Annotated in this window: 20 protein-coding genes; 13 read left to right on the forward strand and 7 right to left on the reverse strand. The window is 58.1% G+C overall.

What is annotated here, in order from left to right; genetic code table 11:
• Window positions 1–136: 136 nt before the first annotated feature.
• Entirely contained in the window at window positions 137–1,651 is a 1,515-nt protein-coding gene (ilvA, locus tag ACRC0P_RS15285) for a threonine ammonia-lyase, biosynthetic (protein WP_438632168.1), read from the reverse strand.
• Between the two features lie 145 nt (window positions 1,652–1,796).
• On the opposite strand from ilvA, the gene rpiA reads away from it, so the two are divergent.
• From rpiA to ACRC0P_RS15300, 3 genes are all read left to right on the forward strand, one after another.
• A complete protein-coding gene (gene rpiA / locus ACRC0P_RS15290) occupies window positions 1,797–2,480 on the forward strand; it encodes a ribose-5-phosphate isomerase RpiA (RefSeq protein WP_438632169.1) in 684 nt (227 codons plus the stop codon).
• 141 nt (window positions 2,481–2,621) lie between these two features.
• On the forward strand, window positions 2,622–3,248 hold the full coding sequence (locus ACRC0P_RS15295) for a transglycosylase SLT domain-containing protein (RefSeq protein ID WP_438632170.1): 627 nt from the start codon (window positions 2,622–2,624) through the stop codon (window positions 3,246–3,248).
• A 211-nt stretch (window positions 3,249–3,459) separates the two neighbouring features.
• Complete coding sequence (locus ACRC0P_RS15300) at window positions 3,460–3,825, forward strand: DUF4168 domain-containing protein (protein WP_438632171.1); 366 nt, start codon at window positions 3,460–3,462, stop codon at window positions 3,823–3,825.
• 103 nt (window positions 3,826–3,928) lie between these two features.
• Here ACRC0P_RS15300 and ACRC0P_RS15305 read toward each other — a convergent pair whose 3' ends face one another.
• On the reverse strand, window positions 3,929–4,249 hold the full coding sequence (locus ACRC0P_RS15305) for a helix-turn-helix domain-containing protein (protein WP_438632172.1): 321 nt from the start codon (window positions 4,247–4,249) through the stop codon (window positions 3,929–3,931).
• A 189-nt stretch (window positions 4,250–4,438) separates the two neighbouring features.
• On the opposite strand from ACRC0P_RS15305, the gene ACRC0P_RS15310 reads away from it, so the two are divergent.
• Window positions 4,439–5,476: an AraC family transcriptional regulator gene (locus ACRC0P_RS15310; protein ID WP_438632173.1), complete on the forward strand. Its 1,038-nt coding sequence runs from the start codon at window positions 4,439–4,441 to the stop codon at window positions 5,474–5,476.
• A gap of 75 nt (window positions 5,477–5,551) precedes the next feature.
• Here the strand turns inward: ACRC0P_RS15310 and ACRC0P_RS15315 are convergent, their stop codons facing one another.
• Window positions 5,552–6,787: an OmpA family protein gene (locus ACRC0P_RS15315; protein ID WP_438632174.1), complete on the reverse strand. Its 1,236-nt coding sequence runs from the start codon at window positions 6,785–6,787 to the stop codon at window positions 5,552–5,554.
• 704 nt (window positions 6,788–7,491) lie between these two features.
• On the opposite strand from ACRC0P_RS15315, the gene ACRC0P_RS15320 reads away from it, so the two are divergent.
• From ACRC0P_RS15320 to ACRC0P_RS15350, 7 genes are all read left to right on the forward strand, one after another.
• Entirely contained in the window at window positions 7,492–8,484 is a 993-nt protein-coding gene (locus ACRC0P_RS15320; RefSeq protein WP_438632175.1) for a galactose-binding domain-containing protein, read from the forward strand.
• Window positions 8,485–8,955: 471 nt separating this feature from the next.
• Window positions 8,956–10,164, forward strand: coding sequence for an acetyl-CoA C-acetyltransferase (locus ACRC0P_RS15325; RefSeq protein WP_438632176.1), 1,209 nt, complete (start codon window positions 8,956–8,958; stop codon window positions 10,162–10,164).
• Window positions 10,165–10,175: 11 nt separating this feature from the next.
• Window positions 10,176–12,323, forward strand: coding sequence for a 3-hydroxyacyl-CoA dehydrogenase NAD-binding domain-containing protein (locus ACRC0P_RS15330; RefSeq protein ID WP_438632177.1), 2,148 nt, complete (start codon window positions 10,176–10,178; stop codon window positions 12,321–12,323).
• Window positions 12,324–12,438: 115 nt separating this feature from the next.
• Entirely contained in the window at window positions 12,439–13,584 is a 1,146-nt protein-coding gene (locus ACRC0P_RS15335; protein ID WP_438632178.1) for an acyl-CoA dehydrogenase family protein, read from the forward strand.
• Between the two features lie 211 nt (window positions 13,585–13,795).
• A complete protein-coding gene (locus ACRC0P_RS15340) occupies window positions 13,796–14,989 on the forward strand; it encodes a CaiB/BaiF CoA transferase family protein (protein ID WP_438632179.1) in 1,194 nt (397 codons plus the stop codon).
• Between the two features lie 124 nt (window positions 14,990–15,113).
• A complete protein-coding gene (locus tag ACRC0P_RS15345; protein WP_438632180.1) occupies window positions 15,114–16,304 on the forward strand; it encodes a CaiB/BaiF CoA transferase family protein in 1,191 nt (396 codons plus the stop codon).
• Window positions 16,305–16,461: 157 nt separating this feature from the next.
• Complete coding sequence (locus ACRC0P_RS15350) at window positions 16,462–17,226, forward strand: M23 family metallopeptidase (RefSeq protein WP_438632181.1); 765 nt, start codon at window positions 16,462–16,464, stop codon at window positions 17,224–17,226.
• A gap of 47 nt (window positions 17,227–17,273) precedes the next feature.
• Here ACRC0P_RS15350 and ACRC0P_RS15355 read toward each other — a convergent pair whose 3' ends face one another.
• Together ACRC0P_RS15355 and ACRC0P_RS15360 are read right to left on the reverse strand one after the other, a co-directional pair.
• Window positions 17,274–18,893: an insulinase family protein gene (locus ACRC0P_RS15355; RefSeq protein ID WP_438632182.1), complete on the reverse strand. Its 1,620-nt coding sequence runs from the start codon at window positions 18,891–18,893 to the stop codon at window positions 17,274–17,276.
• Window positions 18,886–20,163 carry a M16 family metallopeptidase gene (locus tag ACRC0P_RS15360; RefSeq protein WP_438632183.1) on the reverse strand — a complete coding sequence of 426 codons (1,278 nt, stop codon included), beginning with the start codon at window positions 20,161–20,163 and terminating at the stop codon, window positions 18,886–18,888. Before ACRC0P_RS15360 ends, ACRC0P_RS15355 begins: the two co-directional genes overlap by 8 nt.
• Window positions 20,164–20,663: 500 nt before the next feature.
• On the opposite strand from ACRC0P_RS15360, the gene ACRC0P_RS15365 reads away from it, so the two are divergent.
• Complete coding sequence (locus ACRC0P_RS15365) at window positions 20,664–22,451, forward strand: DEAD/DEAH box helicase (protein ID WP_438632184.1); 1,788 nt, start codon at window positions 20,664–20,666, stop codon at window positions 22,449–22,451.
• Window positions 22,452–23,122: 671 nt separating this feature from the next.
• The gene (locus tag ACRC0P_RS15370; protein WP_438632185.1) at window positions 23,123–23,479 is read left to right on the forward strand and encodes a nuclease-related domain-containing protein; all 357 of its coding nucleotides are present in this window, start codon (window positions 23,123–23,125) and stop codon (window positions 23,477–23,479) included.
• A 7-nt stretch (window positions 23,480–23,486) separates the two neighbouring features.
• On the opposite strand, the gene ACRC0P_RS15375 is transcribed toward ACRC0P_RS15370, so the two are convergent.
• Both ACRC0P_RS15375 and ACRC0P_RS15380 read right to left on the reverse strand, forming a co-directional pair.
• Window positions 23,487–24,029, reverse strand: a complete 543-nt coding sequence (locus tag ACRC0P_RS15375; RefSeq protein WP_438632186.1) for a hypothetical protein — start codon at window positions 24,027–24,029, stop codon at window positions 23,487–23,489.
• A gap of 6 nt (window positions 24,030–24,035) precedes the next feature.
• Entirely contained in the window at window positions 24,036–24,644 is a 609-nt protein-coding gene (locus ACRC0P_RS15380) for an AHH domain-containing protein (protein ID WP_438632187.1), read from the reverse strand.
• Window positions 24,645–25,153 lie beyond the last annotated feature (509 nt).

Consider the following 25,153-nt stretch of genomic DNA (forward strand, 5'->3'; position numbering starts at 1 on the left):
CCCCCTCTTCACCTGGTAGAGAGGGCCCACAGCTGCGTTGCCGCTCTTGAAAAGGGCGAGCCATTCCCTGCGAGCGGCGCCTTCCTGTGAACATTTTGGGGGGCTCTGATAACCGCATTTAGTACCTTACACCACACTAACTGGCCAGGAAAAACCGGTAGGCGGGATTGTCGCTTTCGTCCCAGAAGGGGTAGTGCAGCTGCTCCAGCAGGGTGCGCAGTTCCCCCCGCTCGCCCTCAGTCACCTGCATCCCCACCAGCACCCGGCCGTAGGCGGCACCGTGGTTGCGGTAGTGGAACAGGGTGATATTCCAGCGCCCCGCCAGCTGTTCCAGGAACTTGCGCAGCGCCCCCGGGCGCTCGGGAAATTCGAAACGGTAGACCACCTCGTCTTCCAGCCCCGGCGCGCGCCCGCCCACCAGGTGGCGGATATGCAGCTTGGCCATCTCGTTGTCGGTGAGGTCGGTGACTTTGTAGCCGCCATCCGCCAGTTGCTGCACCAACTGCGCCCGGTCCGCATCCGCGGCCACCTGCAGGCCGACAAAGATGTGCGCCTCGCCGCTGTTGGCATAGCGGTAGTTGAACTCGGTGATGGCCCGGTCGCCGAGGCTGCGGCAGAAGTCCAGGTAGCTGCCGGGGCGCTCGGGGATGGTCACCGCCAGCACCGCCTCGCGCTTCTCGCCGATCTCGGTGCGCTCGCTGATATAGCGCAGGCGGTCGAAGTTGATGTTGGCTCCGCTGCACACAGTGGCCAGAGTGGCATTGCGGCTGTCGCTCTGCTCCATGTATTTCTTCATGCCGGCAAGACCCACGGCGCCGGCGGGCTCGGCGATGGAGCGGGTGTCCTCGAAGATATCCTTGATCGCCGCGCAGATCTCGTCGGTGGTCACGGTGATGACGCCGTCCACCGTCTCCCGCAGCACGCGGAAAGTCTCAGCGCCGATCTGAGCCACCGCCACGCCATCGGCGAACAACCCCACCTGGGGCAGGCGCACCCGCCGGTCCGCCTCCAGCGCCGCCTTGAGGCAGGCGGCGTCTTCCGGCTCCACCGCGAAAACTTTCACTTCCGGGCGCACATATTTGATATAGCTGGCCATGCCCGCGGCCAGGCCACCGCCGCCCACGGGAATAAACACCGCATCCAGGTTGCCGGGATGCTGGCGCAGCAGCTCCATGGCCACGGTACCCTGGCCGGCGATGACATCCGGGTCGTCGTAGGGGTGTACGAACACCAGGCCGCGCTCCTCCACCAGTTCCTGCGCGTGCGCCGCCGCTTCGTCGAAGGTGTCCCCGCGCAGCACCACCTCGGCGCCGCGCATACGCACCGCGTTCACCTTGATCTGCGGGGTGGTGGTGGGCATCACGATGGTGGCGCGCACCCCCAGCTGCGCCGCACCCAGCGCCAAACCCTGGGCGTGGTTGCCGGCGGAGGCGGCGATGACACCGCGGGCGCGCTGCTCCGCGGGCAGTTGCAACAGCTTGTTGTAGGCCCCGCGCACCTTGAAGGAGAACACCGGCTGCAGATCCTCCCGCTTGAGCAGGATGCGGTTGTTGAAGCGGTGCGACAACTGGCGCATGGGCTCCAGCGGGGTCTCCGAGGCGACATCGTAGATGCGCGCGTCTAAAATGCGCTTGATATAGGACTTGGGCATGGTGGGACAACAACAGCCATTGCGGTGAATTCAGCCCGCCAGTCTAATCTCCCGGCAGCATCATTGCCACCCAGACACGGCTTGAACGCGAGATTTTTTCTCTGCGCAGGCCTTTATCCAATAAAAATTGCACAGGGGAAGCCTTTTGACCAGCACAACCCAGGATCAGCTCAAGCGCGCCACCGCCCGCGCCGCCGTGGAGACCATCGCCCCCAAACTGGAGGCGGATTCCATTGTCGGCGTGGGCACCGGCTCCACCGCCAATTTCTTTATCGACTACCTGGCGGAGATCAAGGGCCGGTTCGACGGCACCGTGGCCAGCTCCGAGGCATCCGCCGAGCGCCTCAAATCCCACGGCATTCCGGTGTACGACCTGAACAGTGTGGACGGCATCCGGGTCTATGTGGACGGCGCCGATGAGACCAACCCGGCGCTGCAGCTGATCAAGGGCGGCGGCGCCGCGCTCACCCGGGAGAAGATCGTCGCCGCCTGCGCGGAGGAGTTCGTGTGCATCGCCGACGAGAGCAAGTGGGTGCCGGTGCTGGGCAGCTTTCCGCTGCCGGTGGAGGTGATCCCCATGGCCCGCTCGCTGGTGGCGCGGGAGCTGGTCAAGCTGGGGGGCGACCCGGTGTATCGCCAGGGGGTGATCACCGACAACGGCAATGTCATACTGGACGTGCACAACCTGGAGATCCGGGAACCGGTCGCCCTGGAAAAGGCGATCAACAATATCACCGGCGTGGTGACCAACGGCATCTTCGCCCTTCGTCCGGCGGACCTGCTGCTGCTGGGCACCGCCGCCGGGGTGAAAGCCTTTAGCGCTCAATAGAAAGCCTTTAGAGCCTGTTTGGACTCTTGCACGGAACTCTCCAGGGCCGGGTGGGGGGCCGCACTGAGAGCGAATCTTTGAAGACTTCAAACAGGCTCTTAGCGCCCAATAGATAGAAAGCCTCTACCGTCGAATGAAATCATGCTGAACAACAAGAATAAGCTCTCCACCCTGTTCCTGCTGCTGTGCACCGGCCTGGCCGCCGGTTGCGCCACCAACCCGCCCAGCAATCCCGGTGATATCTGCTCGATTTTCCGCGAGAAAAAGGGCTGGTATGGCAAGGCCAAGGACGCCGAGGAGAAATGGGGCTCCCCCATTCCCACCATGATGGCGGTGCTGCACCAGGAATCCCGTTTCGTGCACGATGCGCGGCCGCCGCGCACCAAGATCCTCGGTTTTATTCCCGGCCCGCGCCCCTCGGATGCCTACGGCTATCCCCAGGCGCTGGACAGCACCTGGCGCAGCTACCAGCGGGCGGCATCCCGTTACGGCGCCGATCGCGATGATTTTGGCGACGCCATCGATTTCGTCGGCTGGTACAACAACACCAGCCAGCGCCAGTGCCGCATCCGGCCGGACGACACCTACCACCTCTATCTGGCCTACCACGAGGGCCACGGCGGCTTTAACCGGCGCACTTTCCGCAGCAAGTCCTGGCTGAAAAAGGTGTCCCACAAGGTGTCCGCCCAGGCGCAGACCTACCAGAGGCAGCTCGCCAGCTGCGAGAGTTCATTGAAGCGGCGCAAGAAGTTCCTCGGGATTTTTTGAGTCTGACCAACCAGTTCTCAGATCGGGTGGGGCGCAATTCTCCCCGATGAGTTTTAGGCGGCAAATGGCGCGATAACCTCGCGGGGAGCGTCTAAGCTGAGCAGAACAACGCCTTTTCCGCGCCCCCGCGGCGGGGCGCTTGTCGCCTTACCGAGACGCTGGGCCACATTCCATGTGTAAAAGCGTCCGCCACCTGTTGTCGAGGTATCCAATGAAAGTACCAGCTATCGCACTCGCGCTTTTGTTTGTCGCCCCCATGGTTATCGCCCAGGCTGGCGGCGGAGAGGTCGCTGTTCAGCAGGTCCAGAAAGTCACCTTCAGCGATGCGAAACTGGAGAAATTTGCCAACGCCTATCGTTCTATTGTCGACCTGAGCCGCGAATATGCGCCGAAGATCAAGGCATCGAAAAATATCGAGGAGACGGAAGCGCTGAACCGGGAGGCACAGTCCAAGATGCTCTCGGCGGTCAAAGCGGCTGGGCTGAGCAAAGAGGAATACCAGGAAATCGCCAATCAGTTGAAAAGTGACCAGACGCTGGTCAAGAAAATCAACAAATTGCTGCAAAAACAGCAATAGTCAATAAACAGTCTCCAATGATCAATTACCAGCTCGCTGGTAAGTGATCATTGGAGCACTTCTAAAAATCGCGAACCTGCTTTTGGACGTAGGGTGCGTCAAATCATTCGGGAACCGGCGAAGACACACCGAGCACCCTGCAGATAGCCGGCAGCTGTTCCCGCACCCACTGCCGATCGAAGGACCCCCAGTCTTTCAGCACATAGTAGCCGTCGTTGTTGCGCACGCCCTGCTGGACAAATTCCACCCGGGTGCCGTGCCCCGGCAGCCCCTTGGCGATAATGTCCTGTACTGTGCGGCGCGGCCAGCCTGTGGCCTCCTCCAGTGCCGGATTGTTGGGTCTGGGCAGGGCCTCGATCAGGTGGACGATCAGCATGCGCCGGCAGATGGTGGGGTTGAGCTGCTTTTCCTGTTCCGGATTCATAGTGCTGTCCTGTTCTGCATCGACTGTTTGTAGCACAGCCTCCCCCCAGCCCCAAACCTGAATACAGTAACGACGTGACACTCAGCCCCGTGCCCGGCCAGTCACTGATCGCCATTCACCCAAGCCTGACTTTCCCCGCCGCATTGCGCATAATCCAAGGTCCGATCCACATCGACTGGGGACAGGACAGTGGAGACAGAAACGCAAATCGAGCGCGAGACGCATCCGGGTATCCTCGCCGCCGCGGTGCAGGCGCAGCTGGCCGGGGCGCGGGCGGCGGGGCTGGACTGCCGGCAGCTGCTGCTGGATGCGGAGATAGATCCAACCCTGCTGGAGGAACCCGACAACCGCATTCCCCGCGAGCGTGTGGCACTCCTGCTGCGCCGGGAGTGGGACCTGCTGGCGGACGAGTCCGGCGGCTTCCTGGCCCGCCCCTGGCTCCCCGGCACCTTCGCGATGATGGGCCACGCCTGCATCAGCTGCCCCAACCTGCGCCGCGCGCTGCTGCGCTCCGGGCGCTTTATATCCATGGTCAGCGACGACCTGCAGATCAAGCTCGTGGAGGACGGCGAGGAGGCGCGCCTGCTGATCCACCACGGCAATGACCGGCGCCTGCCCAACCAGATTTTCGTGGAATCCCTGGCGGTGATCTGGCTGCGCTTTTTCAGCTGGCTGATCGACCGCACCATTCTGCTGGAACGGGTGCACCTGGCCTTCCCGCCGCCGGACTACAATGAAGACTACAGCGATATGTTTCCCTGCCGGCACTACTTCCACCAGCGGGAGACCTGCCTGGTGTTCAGCACCCGCTACCTGCAGATGCCGTTGGTACGCGACGAACAGCAGCTCGCCGAATTTCTCGGCCGCGCTCCCGAATGCCTGCTGGCCCAGCACAAATCCGACAACAGCTACACCGGACGCGTCCGCCGCATGCTGCAAAACCAGGGTGGGATCGAAAACCTCTCCCTGGACGACGTGGCCGCGCGCCTCTATACCTCGCCGCAGACTCTGCGCCGGCGCCTGAAGGATGAGGGCAACAGCTGGCAGGACATCAAGGACTCGGTGCGCCGGGACATGGCTGTGTACCAGCTGAAAAAACAGGAGACAGCGGTGGCGGAGATCGCCGAGCGCCTGGGGTTTTCCGAGCCCAGCGCCTTCAACCGCGCGTTCAAGAAGTGGACCGGGCTGGCGCCGGGGGCCTACCGGGAGAAATTCCGCGGTCCGTAGATATCCAGTCTGGTGGCTCCTGGGTTCCGGCCTGCGCCGGAACGACCAAAGCGTGTGTTCACCCCGCCGAACCTCCTACCCAAAGGTCACCACCCGCACACTGATGCGGCGGTTTTTCTCCTTGCCTTCCTCGGTACTGTCGTCGGCGATCGGTTTGGCCGAGCCCATACCCATCGCGGTTATCCGGTTGCCATCAATACCCTGGTCCACCAGCATCTGGCGCACTGCCTCGGCGCGCTCCTCTGAGAGCTGCTGGTTCTTCGCCTCGTCGCCCTCGCCGGAAGTGTGGCCCTCTATGGCAATGGTGACCCCGGGTTTCTCCCGCAGAATTTTTACCAATGCCTCCACATCCGGCACCGACGGGCTGGTGACCGTGGCACTGTCCGGGGCGAACTGAATGCCCAGTGGGAATTCGCGGTTCGGGTCCCGGGCGGCGTTGTTCAGGTACTCCCGAAAACTGCTGGAAAAATTGCCGCCGGTCCCCGCCTCCATAGTGGTGTCCCGGGAAGTTGTTTCCGGCACGGCCGGCGCAGAAGGAGTCGCCGGCTCTCCGGTAATCATTGTTTCATCCTCCAGGATCACCCCGCTGGGCCTGTCCTCCACGCGATCTTTCCTGGCACACATATTCAGCGCGTAGAGTGCCGCCAGGGCGATCAACAGCGGCCAGAACCACTTGCCAAAACTGCCGCCGCGCCTGCGCTCCTCCGGGGTCCGCGCCGCCTGGGGTTCCGCGTGCCCGCGAGAAAAAGCCCTGGCCCCTTCACCCAGGCTCTCAAAGCTGGTGACCCCCAACTCCTGCAGCATATCGCCCGGCAACTTATCCTCGATATAAGGTTTCTGCTCCAGCAGCAGCGTGGCCAGCCCACCCATATCCAGGTTCTGGCTTCTTGCCTTCTGGCCCAGGACCGACGCGGTTATCGGGGCAATCACCCTCAGCAGATTGCCGCCGGTATCGACATTCACACCCAGCGACGAGGAGAAGGCCTGGATGATGTTGTCCTGTTTGTTACCGAAAATGGTATCGAGCATGTCGTCGCCGCTTTCCTCCAGGTCGCTCATCCGCTTCGAATCCCGGGAAAGGTCGCTAAGCGAGGATAAATCCAGCTCGCTGTGGCCGGTGACCATATTGAGCATACTGCCCAGGCCGCTGCGATCAGTGCCTCTGTGCAACATACCCGCTATGGTGGTGGCCATCCCCGCCTTCAGAGCGGACTCCCCCTTCCCCGCCGGAATGCCCAGGGCGCTGTCGAGAGCACTGATGCCGGTTGGGCCCAGCTGCTGCTCCGCCATCTCCAGTAAATTCTCCGCCATAGCAAATCCTCGTCGTTTAAAACAACACAACATCTCCCCTGAGTGTATGGCAGCGTTATCTTCGGGTTAGTCAAATTCCGAATAGTTGGCGGTCCGGACCCCCGAGTGAATTTATGGTCATCCGGCAGGCGGGGTATCCGGACCAGCAACGCGTCTCTGCCGCTGACGCGTTTTATCATTTGCCCCCCCGGGGCACCGACTAACTTGTAGACCCAAGCTTTGGAGTTTTGGCCGCCTGCCGATAGCGAAATCCTCGGCGCCATAAAGTCCAGGATAAAGTCCAGGACATCCACCGATTACTTAAGGAACCTCTGATCAAGTCACTCTGTAAGCCAGAGGCATCTCGGGACTTGATCAGAGGCTCCCTAATTAACAAGTGCGTACCGGACTTTCCTGGGACAGAACAGCCTTTTACAACCCCAACCGTACAAGAATAGTTTTCCGAAGTAGTAACAGCAGATATTGATGAATAAAATTATAAAAACCACTACTTTGACGAAATTCCAACAATTTATTTAGATCCTACAGCCCCACGCTCCCCGGAAGCAGCAAACCCTTTTGTCATCTCTGTCACCTCTGTCATCTATTTCTACATACATTCCCGCACAATGACTTTCAATTGGCCAGCGGTTTCAGTTAAAGTACCTGGCGGTCAATTGTAATTCTTGATTTTAATTTATAAAGCCATAATAAAGGTTATTTCAATGTTATACGGAAATAAAAAATCACTTCTCGGAAGTATTGCAGCCATGTTTCTGACTATTGGCAATGGAGTAAACGCCGCGACCTGCGAAGACCAGGTCCCGGTTTTAACGGAGGATACACCTGCTGTTACCACTTCGGGAGACTACTCTTCCAGCACACTGGGCTGGCAAGCGTTCGATGGTGCACACGGAAGCATGTGGATATCGGAAGTTTTTGCAACGCCGGCCTGGATTGCCTATGAGTTCAACTCGCCGACAACAATAAATCAATACACTATTGACTATGCCAATGGTTCGATTACAACCCGCGCCCCAAAGGATTTTGAACTCCAGGGGTCGAACGGAGGCGGCTGGACAACACTCGATTCCCGCCTGGATGAAACCGGTTGGGCGGGTTCGGAAAAGCGCACCTATGAGGTTGCCAACCCCGGCGCTTACCGGCAGTACCGTTTGTATGTGACGGATGACAATGATAACAGGGACGGTGTAGTAGTCATTTCAATTGGTGAACTGACATTGGAAAGCTGCTCCTGTCATTACGGCAGCGAACAGGTTCCCGTATTGACCGGTGACAGCGCCGCCGTAAGCACATCGGGAATTTACAGCTCGAATTATCCAGCCTGGCAGGCGTTTGACGACAGTTTGGGTTCAATGTGGATATCCGAAATCTGGGAAACCCCCGCCTGGATCAGCTACGATTGGGGCGACCTTCGCCTTGTCGATCAATACTCGATCCGTTATTCCAACGGCCGTATCACCACACGGGCCCCGAAAGACTGGGCCCTGCAGGGCTGGAACGGGCTGGATTGGATAACTGTCGATGAGCGCTCCAATCAAACGGATTGGAACGGTTCGGAAACAAGACACTACACTGTCCAGTCGCCGGGGGCCTATTATAAGTATCGCTTGTATATGGAGGACGACAACGACAACCGGGATGGTATAGTGGTAATTTCCATCGGCAGCCTTTCATTGCGAGGGTGTGAGCTGTAACGGTTTGATTACTGGAATATATTGAACACAGGGATGTGTTCCAGAAAAAGTTCGGACATCCACCGATTGAGTGATTGTCCGGACTTTCGTCTACGATAAATCCAGCTCGCCGTGGCCGGTGACCATATTGAGCAGGCTGCCCAGCCACTGCGATCAGTGCCCCTGTGCAACATACCCACTACGGTAGCGGCCATCCCCGGATTCCCCCTTCCCCTCCGGAATGCCCAGGGCGCTCCAGTAAATTCTCCGCCATAGCGAACCTTCGTCGTTTAAAACAACAAAACGTCTCCCGGGTTAATCCGATTTCGAATAGTTGGCGGTGCGACCCCGATGAATTTATAGTCATCCAGCCGGCGGACGTCACTACCGCTGACGCCTTTTATCATTTGCACCATCCCGGGTCGCGACTAACTTATACCTGAATCTGTGACTTCAGGTTAAGGATTCAAACAATAACCAGCGAGGCACCCCATGCCCAGCGAAGCCTATATCTACGACGCCATCCGCACGCCCCGGGGCAAAGGCAAGCCCGGCGGCGCCCTCTACGAAGTCAAACCCGTCACCCTGCTCGCCGACCTGCTGCGGGAACTGCAGCGCCGCACTGGCCTGGACACCGCGCGGGTGGACGATATCGTAATGGGCTGCGTCACCCCGGTCGGCGACCAGGGCGCGGACATCGCCAAGGTCGCCGCGCTCGTGGCCGGCTGGGACGAGAATATCGGCGGCGTCACCCTGAACCGCTTCTGCGCCTCCGGCGCCGAAGCGGTGAACCTGGCGGCGGCCAAGGTGCGCTCCGGGTGGGAAAGCTTGGTAGTGGCCGGCGGTGTGGAATCCATGTCCCGCGTGCCCATGGGCAGCGACGGCGGCGCCTGGGCGGAGGACCCGCAGACCTCGATGGATATCGGCTTCGCGCCCCAGGGCATCGGCGCCGACCTGATCGCCACCCTGGGCGGATTCAGCCGCGAGGAGGTGGACCGCTTCGCGCTGCAGTCGCAGCAAAAGGCCACCGCCGCCTGGGAGAGAAACGCCTTCGGCAATTCCATCGTGCCGGTGCGCGACCGCAACGGCCTGTTGATACTGGACCGGGACCAACTGGTGCGCCCGGACACCTCCATGGAGGGACTGGCGCAGCTGAAACCCTCCTTCGCCGCGCTGGGGGACCTGGGCTTCGACAGCGTCCCCCGCGCCCGCTACCCGCAGGTGGAACACATCCGGCACCTACACACCGCCGGCAACTCCTCCGGTATCGTCGACGGCGCCGCGGCGCTGCTGATCGGCAGCGAAGCCGCCGGGCGCGACCTGAACCTCACTCCCCGCGCACGCATCGTCTCCGCCGCGGTGGTGGGCACAGACCCCACCATCATGCTCACCGGCCCGGCGCCGGCTGCGCGCAAGGCACTGGCGGTCGCCGGTTTGCAAGCCGGAGACATCAACCTGTTCGAAGTGAACGAAGCCTTCGCCGCGGTGGTGCTGCGCTTCCAGCGCGAACTGGATATCGACCCCGAAAAGATCAATGTCAACGGCGGCGCCATCGCCATGGGCCACCCCCTGGGCGCCACAGGCGCCATGCTGATCGGCACCCTGCTGGATGAACTGGAGGCGCGGCAACAGCGCTACGGCCTGGTCACCCTCTGCGTGGGCGGCGGCATGGGTGTGGCGACCATTGTCGAGCGAGTGTGAGGAGAAAATAAATGAAATCCATTCGCCTGGAAAGAGACAGCGACAATATCGTTCACCTGATCCTGGACAATCCCAATGCCTCCGCCAACGTGATGGACCGGGATTTTACCGAGTCCCTGCGCGAAGCCGTCCAGCAGCTGCAAAACAGCGATTTCACCGGCATCGTCATCCGCTCCGCCAAGAAAACCTTCTTTGCCGGCGGCGACCTCAAGGCGCTCTATGCGGCCAAACGCGAAGACGCGGGGGAGCTCTTCGACAGCTGCGAGGCCCTCAAGGCCGACCTGCGCCAACTGGAAACCCAGGGCAAACCGGTGGTGGCCGCGATCAACGGCGCCGCTTTGGGAGGAGGCTGGGAAATCTGCCTGGCCTGCCACCACCGCATCGCGCTGGACAGCGGCGCGGTAAAAATCGGCCTGCCGGAAGTCACCCTGGGGCTGCTGCCCGGTGGCGGCGGCTGCACTCGCATGCCGCGCCTGCTCGGCCTGCAAAATTGCCTTCCCTACCTGTTGGAAGGCAAGCAGTTGAACGCGCAGCGCGCGCGGGAAGCCGGCCTGATACACCAGCTGGCGCAAACCCCGGAGCAACTGCTGGAACTGGCGCGCGCATTTATTCTCGCCAACCCACAGAGTCAGCAGCCCTGGGACAGCCCCGATTACCGCATGCCCGGCGGCGATGCCAACAACCGCAAAAACACCCAGCTGCGGATCATCGCCCCGGCAATGCTCCGGCAGAAAACCAAAGGCTGCCTGCCGGCACCGGAGGCGATCCTCGCCACTGTGGTCGAAGGCGCCCAGGTGGATTTCGACACCGCCAGCCGCATCGAATCCCGCCATTTTGTCGAACTCGCCTGCGGCCCGGTGGCAAAAAATATGATCGGCACCTTCTGGTTCGGCAAAAACGCCGTCGAGGCCGGCGACTGCCTGCCGGAGGCGGTGCGCGAAGAGATGCGCGCGAATAAAATCCAACCACTGCGCAAAATCGGCATTCTCGGCGCCGGAATGATGGGCGCGGCCATCGCCTACGCCTGTGCCGGCAGGGGCGTGCAGGTGGTGCTGAAGGATATTTCCCCGGAGACCGCGCAAAAGGGCAAGGGCTACGCCGACAAGGCGCTGCAAAAACGCCTGCAACAGGGAAAGACCGACGAAGCGACTGTGCGGGAAATCCTCGACCGCATCCATCCCACCGCAGACCCGCAGGACCTGCAGGGCTGCGAACTGGTGATCGAGGCGGTTTTCGAGGACCGCAAACTCAAGGCCGAAGTCACCGTCGAGGCGGAGGCGCAACTGGCCGAGAACGCAGTCTTCGCCTCCAACACCTCCACCCTGCCCATTACCGGCCTGGCCCGCGCCAGTACGCGGCCAATGAATTTTATCGGCCTGCATTTCTTCTCCCCCGCGGACAGGATGCCGCTGGTGGAAATTATTCGCGGCGAGCAGACCTCCGGCGACACCCTGGCCCGGGCCTTCGCCTTTGTGCGGCAGATCGGTAAGACACCGATCGTGGTCAACGACAGCCGCGGTTTTTTCACCTCGCGGGTGTTCGGCTGCTACACCAACGAGGGCATCGCCATGCTGGGGGAGGGCGTCTGCCCGGCGAGCATCGAAAACGCCGCCGCGCTGGCGGGTTTCCCGGTGGGGCCGCTGGCGGTCAGCGACGAAGTGTCGCTCACACTGATGGGCAAGATCCGTCAGCAAACCGTCGCCGATCTGGAGGCGGAGGGAAAAACCCCGCCCGCCCATCCCGCGGATTCGGTGGTGGACCACATGCTGGAACTGGGCCGCGCCGGCAAAGCCGCCGGCGGCGGCTTTTACAGCTACCCGGAAAGCGGGAAAAAACACCTTTGGCGCGGACTGGAGGAGGAATTTCCCGAAGCCGAACAGCCGCCGCTAGTGGATATCGAGGAGCGGCTGCTGTTTATCATGGCCCTGGAGACCCTGCGCTGTTATAACGAGAAAGTCCTGCGCAGCGTGCGCGAAGCCAATATCGGCTCCATCTTCGGCATCGGCTTCCCGCCCTGGACCGGCGGCGCCCTGCAAACTATCAACCAGTACGGCCCGGCGGAATTCGCCCGCCGCGCCCGGGAACTGGCGGAGCGCTACGGCGAGCGTTTCGAACCGCCGGAAATACTGTTCGACAACCAGGCCCTGACCGATCAATAACAACCTGTAGGAGCGGGCCATGCCCGCGATCGATGTTTGCCGAACCCGTGATCGCGGGCATGACGGATGGCCGCCCCGCCGCTCCTACAGTGAAAAATAACACAGGAGAAAAACCATGATCCCGAGAACCGTCTTCAGCGAGGAACACGAACAGTTCCGCGACACCGTGCGCAAATTCCTGGAAAAAGAAGCCGCGCCCTTCCACAGCCAGTGGGAAAAGGACGGCCAGGTGGATCGCGCGCTCTGGACCAAGGCCGGGGAAATGGGTTTTCTCTGCCCGCAGGCGCCGGAGGCCTACGGCGGCCTGGAAGTGGATTTCGGCTACAACGCCATCGTCGACGAGGAAATCGCCCGCGCCGGCCTCACCGGCATCGGCTGGGCGCTGCACTCGGATATCGCCGTGCCCTATATCGCCAACTACGGCAGCGAAGAGCAGAAACAGAAATACCTGCCCAAGTGCATCAGCGGGGAAATCGTCACCGCTATCGCCATGACCGAGCCCGGCGCCGGCTCCGATCTCCAGGGCCTGCGCACCACCGCGATCAAAAAGGACGACCACTACCTCCTCAACGGTTCCAAGACCTTTATCACCAACGGCCAGCACGCCGACCTGGTAATCGTGGTGGCCAAGACCAATCCCGAAGCGGGTGCCGCGGGCACCAGCCTGCTGCTGGTGGAAGCGGACAGCCCGGGATTCAAAAAGGGCACCAATCTGGAAAAAATCGGCATGAAAGCCCAGGACACCTCGGAGCTGTTTTTCGACGACGTCAAAGTACCGGCGGAAAACCTGCTCGGCGCCGAGGGCCAGGGTTTTGTCTACCTGATGCAGGAACTGCCCCAGGAGCGGCTTAGCGTGGCCCTCGGCGCAGTCGCCAATGCCGAGGCGGCGCTGGGCTGGACACTGGACTATGTGCGCGAACGCAAAGCCTTCGGCCGCGCCATCGCCGGTTTCCAGAATACCCAGTTCAAGTTAGCGGAGATGGATGCGGAGCTCACCGCCATGCGCGTATTCGTCGACCGCTGCTTGGAACTGCACTGCGACAAAAAACTCGACGTGGCCACCGCGGCCAAAGCCAAACTACTCACCACCGACTTCCAGTGCAAACTGCTCGACGAATGCGTGCAACTGCACGGCGGCTTCGGCTACATGTGGGAATACCCCATCGCCCGCGCCTGGGCGGACGCGCGGGTACAGCGCATCTACGCCGGCACCAACGAGATTATGAAACTGATTATTTCCCGTGAATTGTTGAAGGAATAAAGACGGAACTCGGGACTCGCCAAAATTGTAGGATGGGCAAAGCGCAGCGTGCCCATCAGCCATGGTTTGATGGGCACGCTGCGCTTTGCCCATCCTACAGCCCCCATGTAGGAGCCTGCTTGCAGGCGAAAAAGCTACGAAGCCCTGATCCGTTCGCCTGCAAGCAGGCTCCTACAGCGAAATCGCGAACTCCACCTATCGGCAAACAGCCATGTCCAACAGCAAAACCCCACTAACCGGCCTCAAAATCCTAGACTTCACCACCCTCCTCCCCGGCCCCTACGCCACCATGCTACTGGCGGACATGGGCGCGGAGGTACTGCGCATCGAATCCCCCACACGGCCGGACATGTTGCGCGGCCTGCCGCCGATGGTCGGCGCGGACAAAAGCATCTCCGCCGCCCACGCCACCATCAACCGCAACAAAAAATCCCTGGCCCTGGATTTAAAAGCCCCAAAGGCGTTGGAAATCGTACGGCGGTTGCTGGTGGAATACGACGTGGTGCTGGAACAGTTCCGCCCGGGGGTAATGGACAAACTCGGCCTCGGTTTTGATACCCTCCGCGAAACCCGCGAAGACCTGATTTACTGCTCCATCACCGGTTACGGTCAAACGGGCCCCCTCAACGACCGCGCCGGGCACGATATCAACTACCTGGCCCTGTCCGGCTTGGCCAGCTACTCCGGGCGCCGCGAGAGCGGCCCCAGCCTCGCCGGCACCCAGGTCGCGGATATCGCCGGTGGTTCTCACCACGCGGCAATGGCAATTCTGGCCGCCGTGTACAAGCGCAACCAAAGCGGCGAGGGCAGCCATATCGATATCAGCATGACCGACTGCGCCTTCGCGATGAATGCCATATCCGGCGCCTGCGCCCTGGCCGGCGGCGGCGATCCGGAAATCGAGAGCGAACTGCTCAACGGCGGCAGCTACTACGACTACTACCGCACCGCCGACGGCCGCTACCTATCGGTGGGCAGCCTGGAACCTCAGTTAGCGCAGCAGTTCTTTGCCGCACTGGGCAGACCCGAGTGGATGCAGCGGGTACTGCAGCCGGACCAGCAGGAACAACTCAAACGGGATATCGCCGCGATTATTGCAATGTGCAATCTCGACGAATGGATGCGCCTGTTCGAGACCTGTGACGCCTGCGTGGAGCCGGTACTGTCCTTCTCTGAGGCGGCCGAAAGTGCACTGATGAAAGAACGGCAGATGCTGTGCCAGGCGGCACTGCCTGACGGCGATACTTTGAAGCAGATCAACACACCACTGGTTTTCGACGGCAACAAGCCGCGGCGACATACCGCTGGCGTCCCGCTCGGCTGTGACACCCACGAACTGCTCAACGCGCTCGGCTATGCGCAGGAGGAAATCGACGAGCTGTTGGCCCAGGGAGTGATCGCCTGACCAGACTAGCCTCCCATAATTTTCGAACAAGGATTATCTTATGGGCACGCTGCGCTGTGCCCATCCTACCGAGCCAAAAAACGCCCCTTCCCCATTTATGGGAGAGGGCCAGAGGGTAACAAAAATGCAAAATAACCACGGACCACTCGCCGGCCTGAAAATCCTGGACTTCACCACCCGGCTGCCCGGCCCCTACGCCACCATGCTGCTGGCGGATATGGGTGCAGAGGTGCTGCGCATCGAATCCCCTACCCGACCGGACATGTTCCGCGGCCTGCCGCCGATGGTCGGCGCGGACAAAAGCATCTCCGCCGCCCACGCCACCCTCAACCGCAACAAAAAATCCCTGGCCCTGGATTTAAAAGCCCCCAAGGCGGTGGAAATCGTGCGGCGTCTGCTGGTGGAATACGACGTGGTGCTGGAACAGTTCCGCCCCGGGTTAATGGACAACCTCGGCCTCGGTTTTGATGCCCTGCGCGAAGCCCGCGAAGACCTGATTTACTGCTCCATCACCGGTTACGGTCAAACAGGGCCCCTCAACGACCGCGTCGGGCACGATATCAACTATCTGGCCCTGTCCGGCCTGGCCAGCTACTCCGGCCGCCGGGAGAGCGGCCCCAGCCTCGCCGGCACCCAGGTGGCCGGTATCGCCGGTTCCCACCACGCGGTAATGTCGATTCTCGCCGCCGTGTATAAGCGCAGCCAAAACGGTGAGGGCAGCCGTATCGATATTGCCATGACCGATTGCGCCTTCGCCATGAACGCCATATCCGGCGCCTGCGCCCTGGCCGGTGGCGGCAACCCGGAAATCGAGAGCGAACTGCTCAACGGCGGCAGCTACTACGACTACTACCGCACCGCCGACAACCGTTACCTTTCCGTGGGCAGCCTGGAACCCCAACTTGCCGAGCATTTCTTTACCGCCCTCGGCAAACCCCAGTGGCTCTCCAGGATAGTGCAGGAGGACCAGCAGGAATCCCTCAAGCGGGACGTCGCCGAACTTATTGCCCAACAGCCGCTGGACAAATGGCTGCGACTGTTCGCAGACATCGACGCCTGTGTGGAACCGGTGCTGGATTTTCTCGAGGCGGCGCAGAGCCAGCAGATGCAGCAGCGGCAAATGATTTGCGAGGCGACGGACAGCAGCGGCGAGGGCATTACACAGATCAACACCCCCTTTCTGTTCGACGGAGAAAAGCCGCAACGGCATAGCGCCGGCGCCCCGCTGGGCGCCCACTCGCGGGAATTGCTGGGTGCGTTGGGTTACAGCGGTGAGGATATTGAACAACTGCAGGCCGACGACGTGATTGGCTGAGTCCCGGGATAGAGGCAGCGTGGATTGAGACTGCTCTCCCACGCCGCCCCCAGTAGCCGCACCCCTTATTCCTACATATCATTACAGGCAGTCACCCCATAGTCCCTCTGCATGCTATAAAACACGCAAGATTAAGACGCTCACAGGGATAAGCCTTTTGAAAAGAATAAAAACGGTAATTCACGGGGCGGCTCTCGCCCTGGCGCTGTCTTATCAGCCCGCAGTACTGGGCGCTGATTATGACTCCTACATCAATAAAACAGAATTGATGTTTCCCCTGGTTGGGGCATTCATCGTCAACCGGGGTGGGCGGACACTAGAACAGAACAAAAACCACCTAACGGGCGCCCCCGCAGGAAAGTATGCGCTCGATATTGCTGGTGTGCGCCCTGAAACTGCACCGCTGCCCCGTGACGAGATCGAGTACTATAAAAAAAAGGGCCTGACCATCGCCTATACCGGCGACGTGAACAACAATGCCAACCACTACTGTTTTGGCCGGAATGTCGTGGCGCCGGCTGCAGGAAAGCTGGTGTCCATCGGCCGTGGAATCAAAGACAATATCCACGGCGTTCTGAACGAACAGCACCCCCGCGGCAACTATGTGATGATTGACCACGGGAACAATGAAGTTTCACTGTTGCTTCACCTGCGCTATCAATCTATACCAGTCCGCTTATACGAGGGCATGCCGGTCTCCAAGGGTATGAAAGTGGGCGAGTGCGGCAACAGCGGCTATTCCCGTGGGGTGCACTTGCACTACCAGCTCCAGGATTCCACACAATTCAGCACTGCCAAAGGCCTGCCGGTGCAGTTTTCCGACCTGATCGTTAATAACAAACGCCAGCAACGGGTTGAATTGAAGCAGGGCGATATCGTCAAGCAACAACCCACAAGATTGTTGGATATCCTAAAGCTTTAGGGCGTCACAATCGGAAGAGCCCGGACTTTTCCGGGCCCGCGCGGCACTCAGTCCGCCGACGACAGCTCCGCCATCTGTGTCAACTTCTCGCCATCCAGCAAAGTCAGCTTTCCCAAGCCCAGCTCTTCCAGCCGGCTGAACTGTGTCGCACGGTCGCCGACCACCACCCAGATCATCGAATCCGGCTGCATATAGCTGCCGGCAATCTTCCGCACCTTGTTCACGGTCATGGCCTTGCTGATAGCCTCCCGCTCCCGCACATAGTCCGCGGGCCAGCCGTAACGGCTCATGCTTTCCAGCAGGCCGAGCTTGGCGCTCGCGGTTTCAAAGGCGCGGGCGTTGCTGCGGATGAGATAGGAGCGCGAGGTTTCCAGGTCCTGCTCGGTATAGGTGAGCCCATAACCCTGGAGGATGTTGTGGATCAGCTGCACCGATTCCGCGGTGACATTGGCGCGCACGCCGGTACCGATCATAAACTCGCCCTGGGTTTTGCCGGCGGAAATTCCGGAGCGGATACCGTAGGTATAGCCCTTGCCCTCGCGCAACTGCTGGGTGAAGCGCGAGGCGAAGCCGCCACCGCCGAGGATATAGTTGCTGAATACCGCCGGGTAGTAATCCGCGGACAGCGCGGACATGGCCGGGCGACCGATGCGCAGTACCGACTGCTTCGCGCCCGGCACGTCGACGAAATAGATACCCGGCGCGGCGGCCACGGATTCGGGATCGGGAATTTTCACTTCCTGGGCCGGCCAGCGTTTGGCCAGGGAACTCGCCGCCTTCAGGAAATCCCCGCGGGCAATATCGCCCACCACATGGGCACGGCTGACCGACGGCGACAGGTAATCGCGGTGGAAGGCCCGCAAGTCGTCCATGGTGATCGCGGCCACGGACGCCTCGGTACCGAGTCGGCTGTAACCGCGAATGCTGTCCGCGCCGTGCAGCAGACGCGCAAAGGTCTTGCCGGCGATGGCATTCGGTTCGGCGGCGGCGCGCTTGATGCGGCTGATGACGCTATTCTTCGCCAGCACCAGTTCGCCCGCATCCCAACGCGGCTCCAACAGCATTTCCTCCACCAGCGCGAACACCGGCTCGAAGTTGCGCGCCAGTGTGGTGACATCGAAGCGGAGCACCTCCTCACCGGCGGAGATGCTGATGCTGGCCCCCAGTTTCTGGATCGCCGTTTCCAGTTCTTCCGGGGTGCGCCTGGCGGTGCCCCGTTCCATCAGCATCGCGGTCAGGTTGGCGACGCCGGTCTTGTCGATTTTCTCATGCAGCTGGCCGCCGTCGATCACCAGGCTGAAGTTGACCGTGGGCACCTCGCCGTTTTCGATACCGGAGACCTGCAGGCCGTTGGCCAGCTTCTCCTGCCACACCTGCGGCACCGCGGTTTGGGCCGGCTCGCCGTAGGAAGGCTCTCTCGTGCGGTCGAAGCTGGACGGGGTGCGCTGGTAGTCGGCCTGCACCGAGGCATCGAATTGCTCCTCGGCCCCGGTGACTATCTGCTCTTCCTCCACCTGCGCGGCGGTGGAATCCGCCAGCGCCAGTGCCTTCTCCCCGCGCGGCACGAAGCTCGCCGCCACAAACGGCTTGTTCTTGAGGTACTTGCGGTACACCCGCTGCACGTCTTCCGCGGTCACCGCCAGCAGGCGCTGGATATCCTCACTCACGTAGCCGGCATCGCCCCGGTACACCTGGGTACTGGGCCAGCTGGAAGCCCTTGCCCAGCACGCTGGAGAGGCCGTTGTAGAAGCCGATCTCCTGCCCGGCCTTGATGCGTTCCAGGTCCTCCCCGGCGATGCCCTCCTGCTCGAACAGCGCAAAGGCCTGTTCGATCGCCGCGTAGACGGCGTCCAGGTCCCGCCCCTCGAACGCATGCACCTGCAGCTGCACCTGCCCGGCCAGCTCGGAATCGTAACTGCCCATGGACACACCCGCGGTCAGCTGCTGGTCCTCCACCAGCACCCGGTACAGGGGCGCGCGCTTGCCGTCCGACAGGTATTCCAGCAACACCGCCAGCGGGTAGCTGTCCGGGTGGTAGCGCTCCACCGCCGGCCAGGCGAGCGTCAGCGCCGGCTCGCGGGCGAAGTTGTCCTCAAAGTAACGGCGCACCGTCTCTTTCAATACCGCCGGCTGCCTGGGCGCCCGCGCGATGGGCTCGCCCGCCGGCACCTCGTCGAAGTACTTGTACACCCAGGCGCGGGCCTGCTCGGGATCGAAATCGCCGGCCACCACCAGGGTCACGTTATTGGGCACATACCAGCGACGGAAGAACGCCTTCACATCGCCGAGGGTGGCATTCTGCAGGTCCTCCAGCGAGCCGATCACCTGCCAGTTGTAGGGGTGCCCCTCGGGGTAGAGGTTGCGATCGATCACGTACTGGGTGTGGCCGTAGGGGCGGTTGTCGTAACTCTGCCGCTTCTCGTTCTTCACCACCTGCTTTTCCTTCGCCAGCACCGGCTCGGTCACCGTATTGATAAACCAGCCCAGCTTGTCCGCCTCGGCCCAGAGCATCTTCTCCAGAGCATCCTTGGGCACCGTCTGGTAGTAGTTGGTGACATCGCGGGAAGTGGAACCATTGGCCCCGGAACCGCCGATACGCGCACTCATCGCATCCAGCCCGCCCTTGCCCAGGTTCTCCGACTCCAGGAACAGCAGGTGCTCGAACAGATGCGCAAACCCCGTGCGCCCGGCCTTCTCCCGCGCCGACCCCACATGGGCCGTCAGCGACACCGCCACCACGGGATCGGAGCGGTCGATATGGAAGAGGACCTTGAGGCCGTTATCCAGCTGGAACTGCTGGTAGTTGATGGCGAATTGGGACGAATGTTCTGATTGCGACTTGGACTCGGGCTTGGAGTGGTCGCAACCCAGCAGGCCGAGGGCCGGGATGGATGCGGCGGCCAGCAGGGTTATGGAGGCCGTGAGGTTCCTGGGCATGGGGGATTCCTGTGCTTTGTTATGGGTGGGAAGATAGCAGGAGTGGTGGAGTTGGGCGACTGGGGGCAGCAGGAATCACTATAAGTAGCCCAAAGCCCATACAACCTACCGCAAAAAAGTAGGTGAATGCTCACACACAAAATTACAGCTAATTACAGGGGCTCCCCGAACTCCCCTTCTTCGTGATATAAATCCCGACAACGAAAAGTGAGACGTAAGTCACAGGTCATGAGCACATGAACGCGAGAGATTTAAAGAAGCTGGCAAAGATTAGATCTGGCCATGTGCGGGTATATCTGGCCATGCATTGGCAGATATAGGCATATGCCTAGATATGGCTATGCCTATGAACAAACTGTTATGCGGCACCAGATACAGCACCATATTCAATGCTGTCTTTCAGTCTGGAGCGGAGGGTATTTGGTTAAGCCCATCTCATTATGTAAGAATCGATGGTTCTTCAGCTAAAACTAAAGAACAGTTTCCTAAAGGAGATTTAAGTGACATTTATAGAGCCGTTCGATATTGAACAAAACCAAAATCTGAGAGCTCCCCAAAAAGAGGGTTGGTTGTCAATTCGCGACCATTATCAGGATAACATTGACGCCGATCGGTTTGTGGGTGTTGTTCTACCGGTAGGGTGCGGGAAATCAGGGCTTATATCTGTCACACCTTATGCAATTCAAGCTCACAGAGTGCTGGTAATTGCTCCTGGTACTCGAATCCGAGACCAGCTTGGTGCAGATATGAAATCAAGCAGCGCCACCAATTTTTATGAAAAGTGCTCGGTATTAACTGAAGGTGCCGAATATCCAGAAACAGTCGTCGTCGCAAGCGGCACAGTGAACCACGATGATATAGAAAACGCTGATATCGTGGTATCCAATATTCAGCAAATAGCCGGTGAAGAAAATCGATGGCTAGATGAGCTTGAAGATGATTTTTTCGATCTAATCCTAGTCGACGAAGGTCATCACAATACAGCTGCCTCGTGGCGTCAGGTTTTCAACCGCTTCCCCAATGCACGAGTGATCAATTTTAGCGCAACTCCAACGCGATCAGACGGGCGGCTGATGGAAGGCCACGTCATATACTCATTTCCTGTAATCCGAGCAATACAAGCTGGTTATGTAAAACGACTGTCCGCCAAAATGCTTCGCCCGTCTGAACTGACTTATATTGATCGTGACAATGGCGAAGAACGTACGATCGGATTGCGTGAAGTGATTGATCTTGGCCAACAGGATGCAGAATTCCGTCGCGGCATCGTAATGTCAGAAAACACATTGTCTTCAATAGTAGACTGTTCTATAGGTGAGTTAAGACGGCTCAGAGAGGAAACCGGCGAACAGCGCTTGAAAATCATTGCCTCAGCCTTAAATATTGATCACTGTATACAAATCACAGAAGCGTTTAGGGCAAGGGGATTGAGAGCAGGCTATGTGCATTCGCGCGAGGGAGCGGATGCGAATCAAAGGGTTTTCCAGCAGTTGGAAAATCATGAGCTTGATGTGATCGTTCAAGCTAGGATGCTTGGTGAAGGGTTTGATCATAGGTTTTTAGCGGTCGCAATGGTCGGCAGCATATTCGCAAACCTTTCTCCTTTTGTTCAGTTCGTGGGACGAATAATGCGCGTCGTTGAGCAAAGTGCTCCAGATAATCCGGTAAACCGTGGAGTAGTAGTATTCCATGCCGGAGCAAATGTAGCTCAGCGCTGGAATGACTTTAGAGATTTTAGCTCTGCAGACCAGGCTTATTTTGCAGACTTGTTACCAGAAGCAGATAACGTAGATTTCGATCCAAATGGAGTCACCGAAAGGGAACCGACAGGGACTGGGGGGCTATCCCCCGTGGATATCATATCTGAATCTGATGTTTCTGCAGCCGAAATGGATCCTATTGGCGATCCAGAAGTAGCCGACCTTCTTCAACAGCTTGTAGACAGAGGCATCACTCCAAACCAAGCTGCGGCGGGAATCCGCAGAATTAGACCCACTCGGCAAGATCAACGCATTGCACGCCGTAGCGCTTTGAACGAGAGAATTCAAAATGAGACCGGTGGATTGTTAGGGCGATGTGGAGTAAATCCTGGTGGGCGCAATCTGGACCCTAGGCACCAAAGCGCAAACTTTCAATGGGTAGTAGCTGAACTCAACCGCAGAGTGAATGCCACCGTAGATCAGGAAGGATCAAATCGCGAGAACTTCACGCTCACCCAACTGGAAGCTGCTCATGAGGCTCTGAATGCGCATGCAGCCTCTCTCGAAGAGGAAATACGTAATGGGTAGGCCAAAATCGCTTGTCAAAAACATTTACATTTCTGAAGCAAAAAGGGCTCACTCTTGCAAATCAAATGCGAATCATAAAATAAAAAATGGTGAAAAAAGGCTTACAGTAAAGGAGGGGCAAAGTGAGCGAAATTATTGTATGGAATGTGGTAAACGGTTCATAGACTTGGCAATAGGCGATTTAACAAGAATCCGATCAGATAACTGGCAGGAGTAACATCGATAGTGGAGATCCGTTTTTTGCGGGAAGTCGAGGCTGACGCATAACCAGGCCAAGCACAGCGACAGCTTTTTCGTTGCGGCTTCGCCTCCACTACAAAGCTGCGCGTGTTGGCAACGTTAATTGCGACATGAAGTTGCATAAATATATGTTGTAATTCGAGGTTTTTCGCAGTTGATGAGTTCGTGCACTACTGGCGAATTCAACAGAAAAGTTTTCGAAAGCGCAACCTGGTGTTCTACCACCAGTATCCTACCCACCATGCGAAACGGATTTGGTATGAAGCGTTGGGGACAATGAACCCTGTTAAGAGGAACCGTGAGGGGAATCGGAACTGCCAGTGTCAGGCGGTCGGGGGCTAGGATGGAGTGACATGATGAACATATGGGGGTCAAGCTAGGGGTCAAAGGTCAAGCTAGGGGTCAAATCTTGACATAACAGTGTTGAAACAATGAACTTCGATCCACTTATCAATCAAGCGTTGTCAGTTGCATATTGGCTATTAGCAATTGCGCTGGTCGTCACCATTTTTAAATCTCCATGGTTCAAGGGAATCTTGGGAGAAGAATTAGTCAAATTTTTTGGCAGACTGCGTCTTCCCACCGATGTGTATCACCGCATTCACAACGTTACTCTTCAGACTCCGGACGGCACTACGCAGATAGAGCATATCTTCGCATCCCGTTTCGGCATCTTTAATATTTGGGGTCAGAGGAATATTGGGGTCAGAGTAACATTTTGGCGCTTGATTTATTTAATAAATTACACGTCTATATGTTACTCTGCCCCTCATATTCCTATTTCCTGACAAATTATTAAACTTGCGTCAGATTGGCGCTAAACAGCAATCCATCAAGATTTTCAGACTGAATTAATTCCTTAAACACCTCTGTACAGTAGATGCTAATATAGCTTTCTTTGGTCCTGAAAACCGGCACACGCTCCAACTTACCTGCCTCAAATTCAATACCAGAGAGTAAGTTTCCTTTCCTCGTTACCGATCCCGGCACCACAGCGCTAAGATCTTCAGCGATGGTCAAAGGGTTAAACAGATAGAACTTTGCTTCCTGATACATACAGGGCAGAAACTCCCCGTAAGGGGCCAGCAACCCTTCCAGCGCTTGATATGCCGAATTATGTAGTACGAGATAGTTTTGCCAGGTTGAAATTGAGGGAATCATGGGAGGGGAATCACATGCCTTGATACTCAGCTCCAATGGTACCCAGTCACTCGCATAGGATTTAGGCGTCGTAAAAAATACAAAATCGTCATTCCCGAGCTTATCTTCAACCTCATCAGGGTCGAAATAGAGAGTCATGTAGTCGCTATCATTCTGGAATATCTGATAGATTTTCATATTTTCTTAAACTACTTGGGTAAGTTTATCCGCAGGCAACATAACATAGTTCGGAAAGCTGGAGAATTTTAAATCATACTCTATACCTCTAAGCAACCTCTCAACATCCCGCTCTGCGAGGCTTTCAAAGTCCAGAGAATCGAACTCAAACTTTAACCACTGGTAATATCCATTTCTATGTATGCGAGAGTGAGGAATAGCAAAAGGCATTTTACGGTGAGGAGTATCGGCTGTTCTTGCAGGTAGCCAGGTTCCGTTTCTTATATCATCTATTCTGATTTTCGCTCGGGCCAAGATGGCTCTCTGCTGCACAGCTTTTGGGTGGCCTCCGGATACTATTGCATGGGCATCACAATTGCCGCCTGGGTGAGGCTTTCCATTTTTCCTCATGAAATTCCCAAGTCGTTCGGAATTGTGCTTTTCATTCCTAAGCTCTCGCCTCGACATACTGGCAGATTCTTGGCGATATTTATCAAGCGTCTCCTCAACCTGCTCGACTACCCTAAGAGCCATGTAATCGGCACGACTGATATTTTCCTTCGAGGCGAACATATCAATGGCTATTTCACGGCGGTCTTTTAGATAGTAAGGCTTCGGTTGCTCATAGTGTCCCATTAGATTTACCCCTTCCTATAGGTCTGAGATCGAAGAATACTAAATACAAATGAGAGATGAAACTAACAGTTCACAGACGAGAATCAAAAATTCTACCTAGAATCAGGTCGAAATAATTAGGGTCAGAGTGGAATGGCATCAAGTTAAGGCGTAACTTATTGATTTAAAACGATAAATTGTTTATTTTTGTAACATGGTGTCAGTTGCCCAAAAAATAAAAATCGCAACAATAACCCGTTTCATTGCTAGTATCCTCAGAATATTGGAATATTGAGGTCAGAGAATAAATGGGGACAGATCAACATTATGGCGCGATATTTTACAGAACAAATTAGCGTCATAATGTTGATCTAGCCCTATTTACTTGACTCCCAGATTCAACTTGTAAGTGCATATCTTGAGTGGGGTAGAAAAAGCGGCCAGTTGCCAGTAGGCTTCGCGCTTTTTCTCCGACAAGAGATAGACGATGAAGCACTACAAACAACTGACCTATGAGCAAAGATGCCAGA

The sequence above is a fragment of the Microbulbifer sp. genome (genome assembly GCF_051659245.1).
In the GTDB taxonomy this organism is placed as follows: Bacteria; Pseudomonadota; Gammaproteobacteria; order Pseudomonadales; family Cellvibrionaceae; genus Microbulbifer.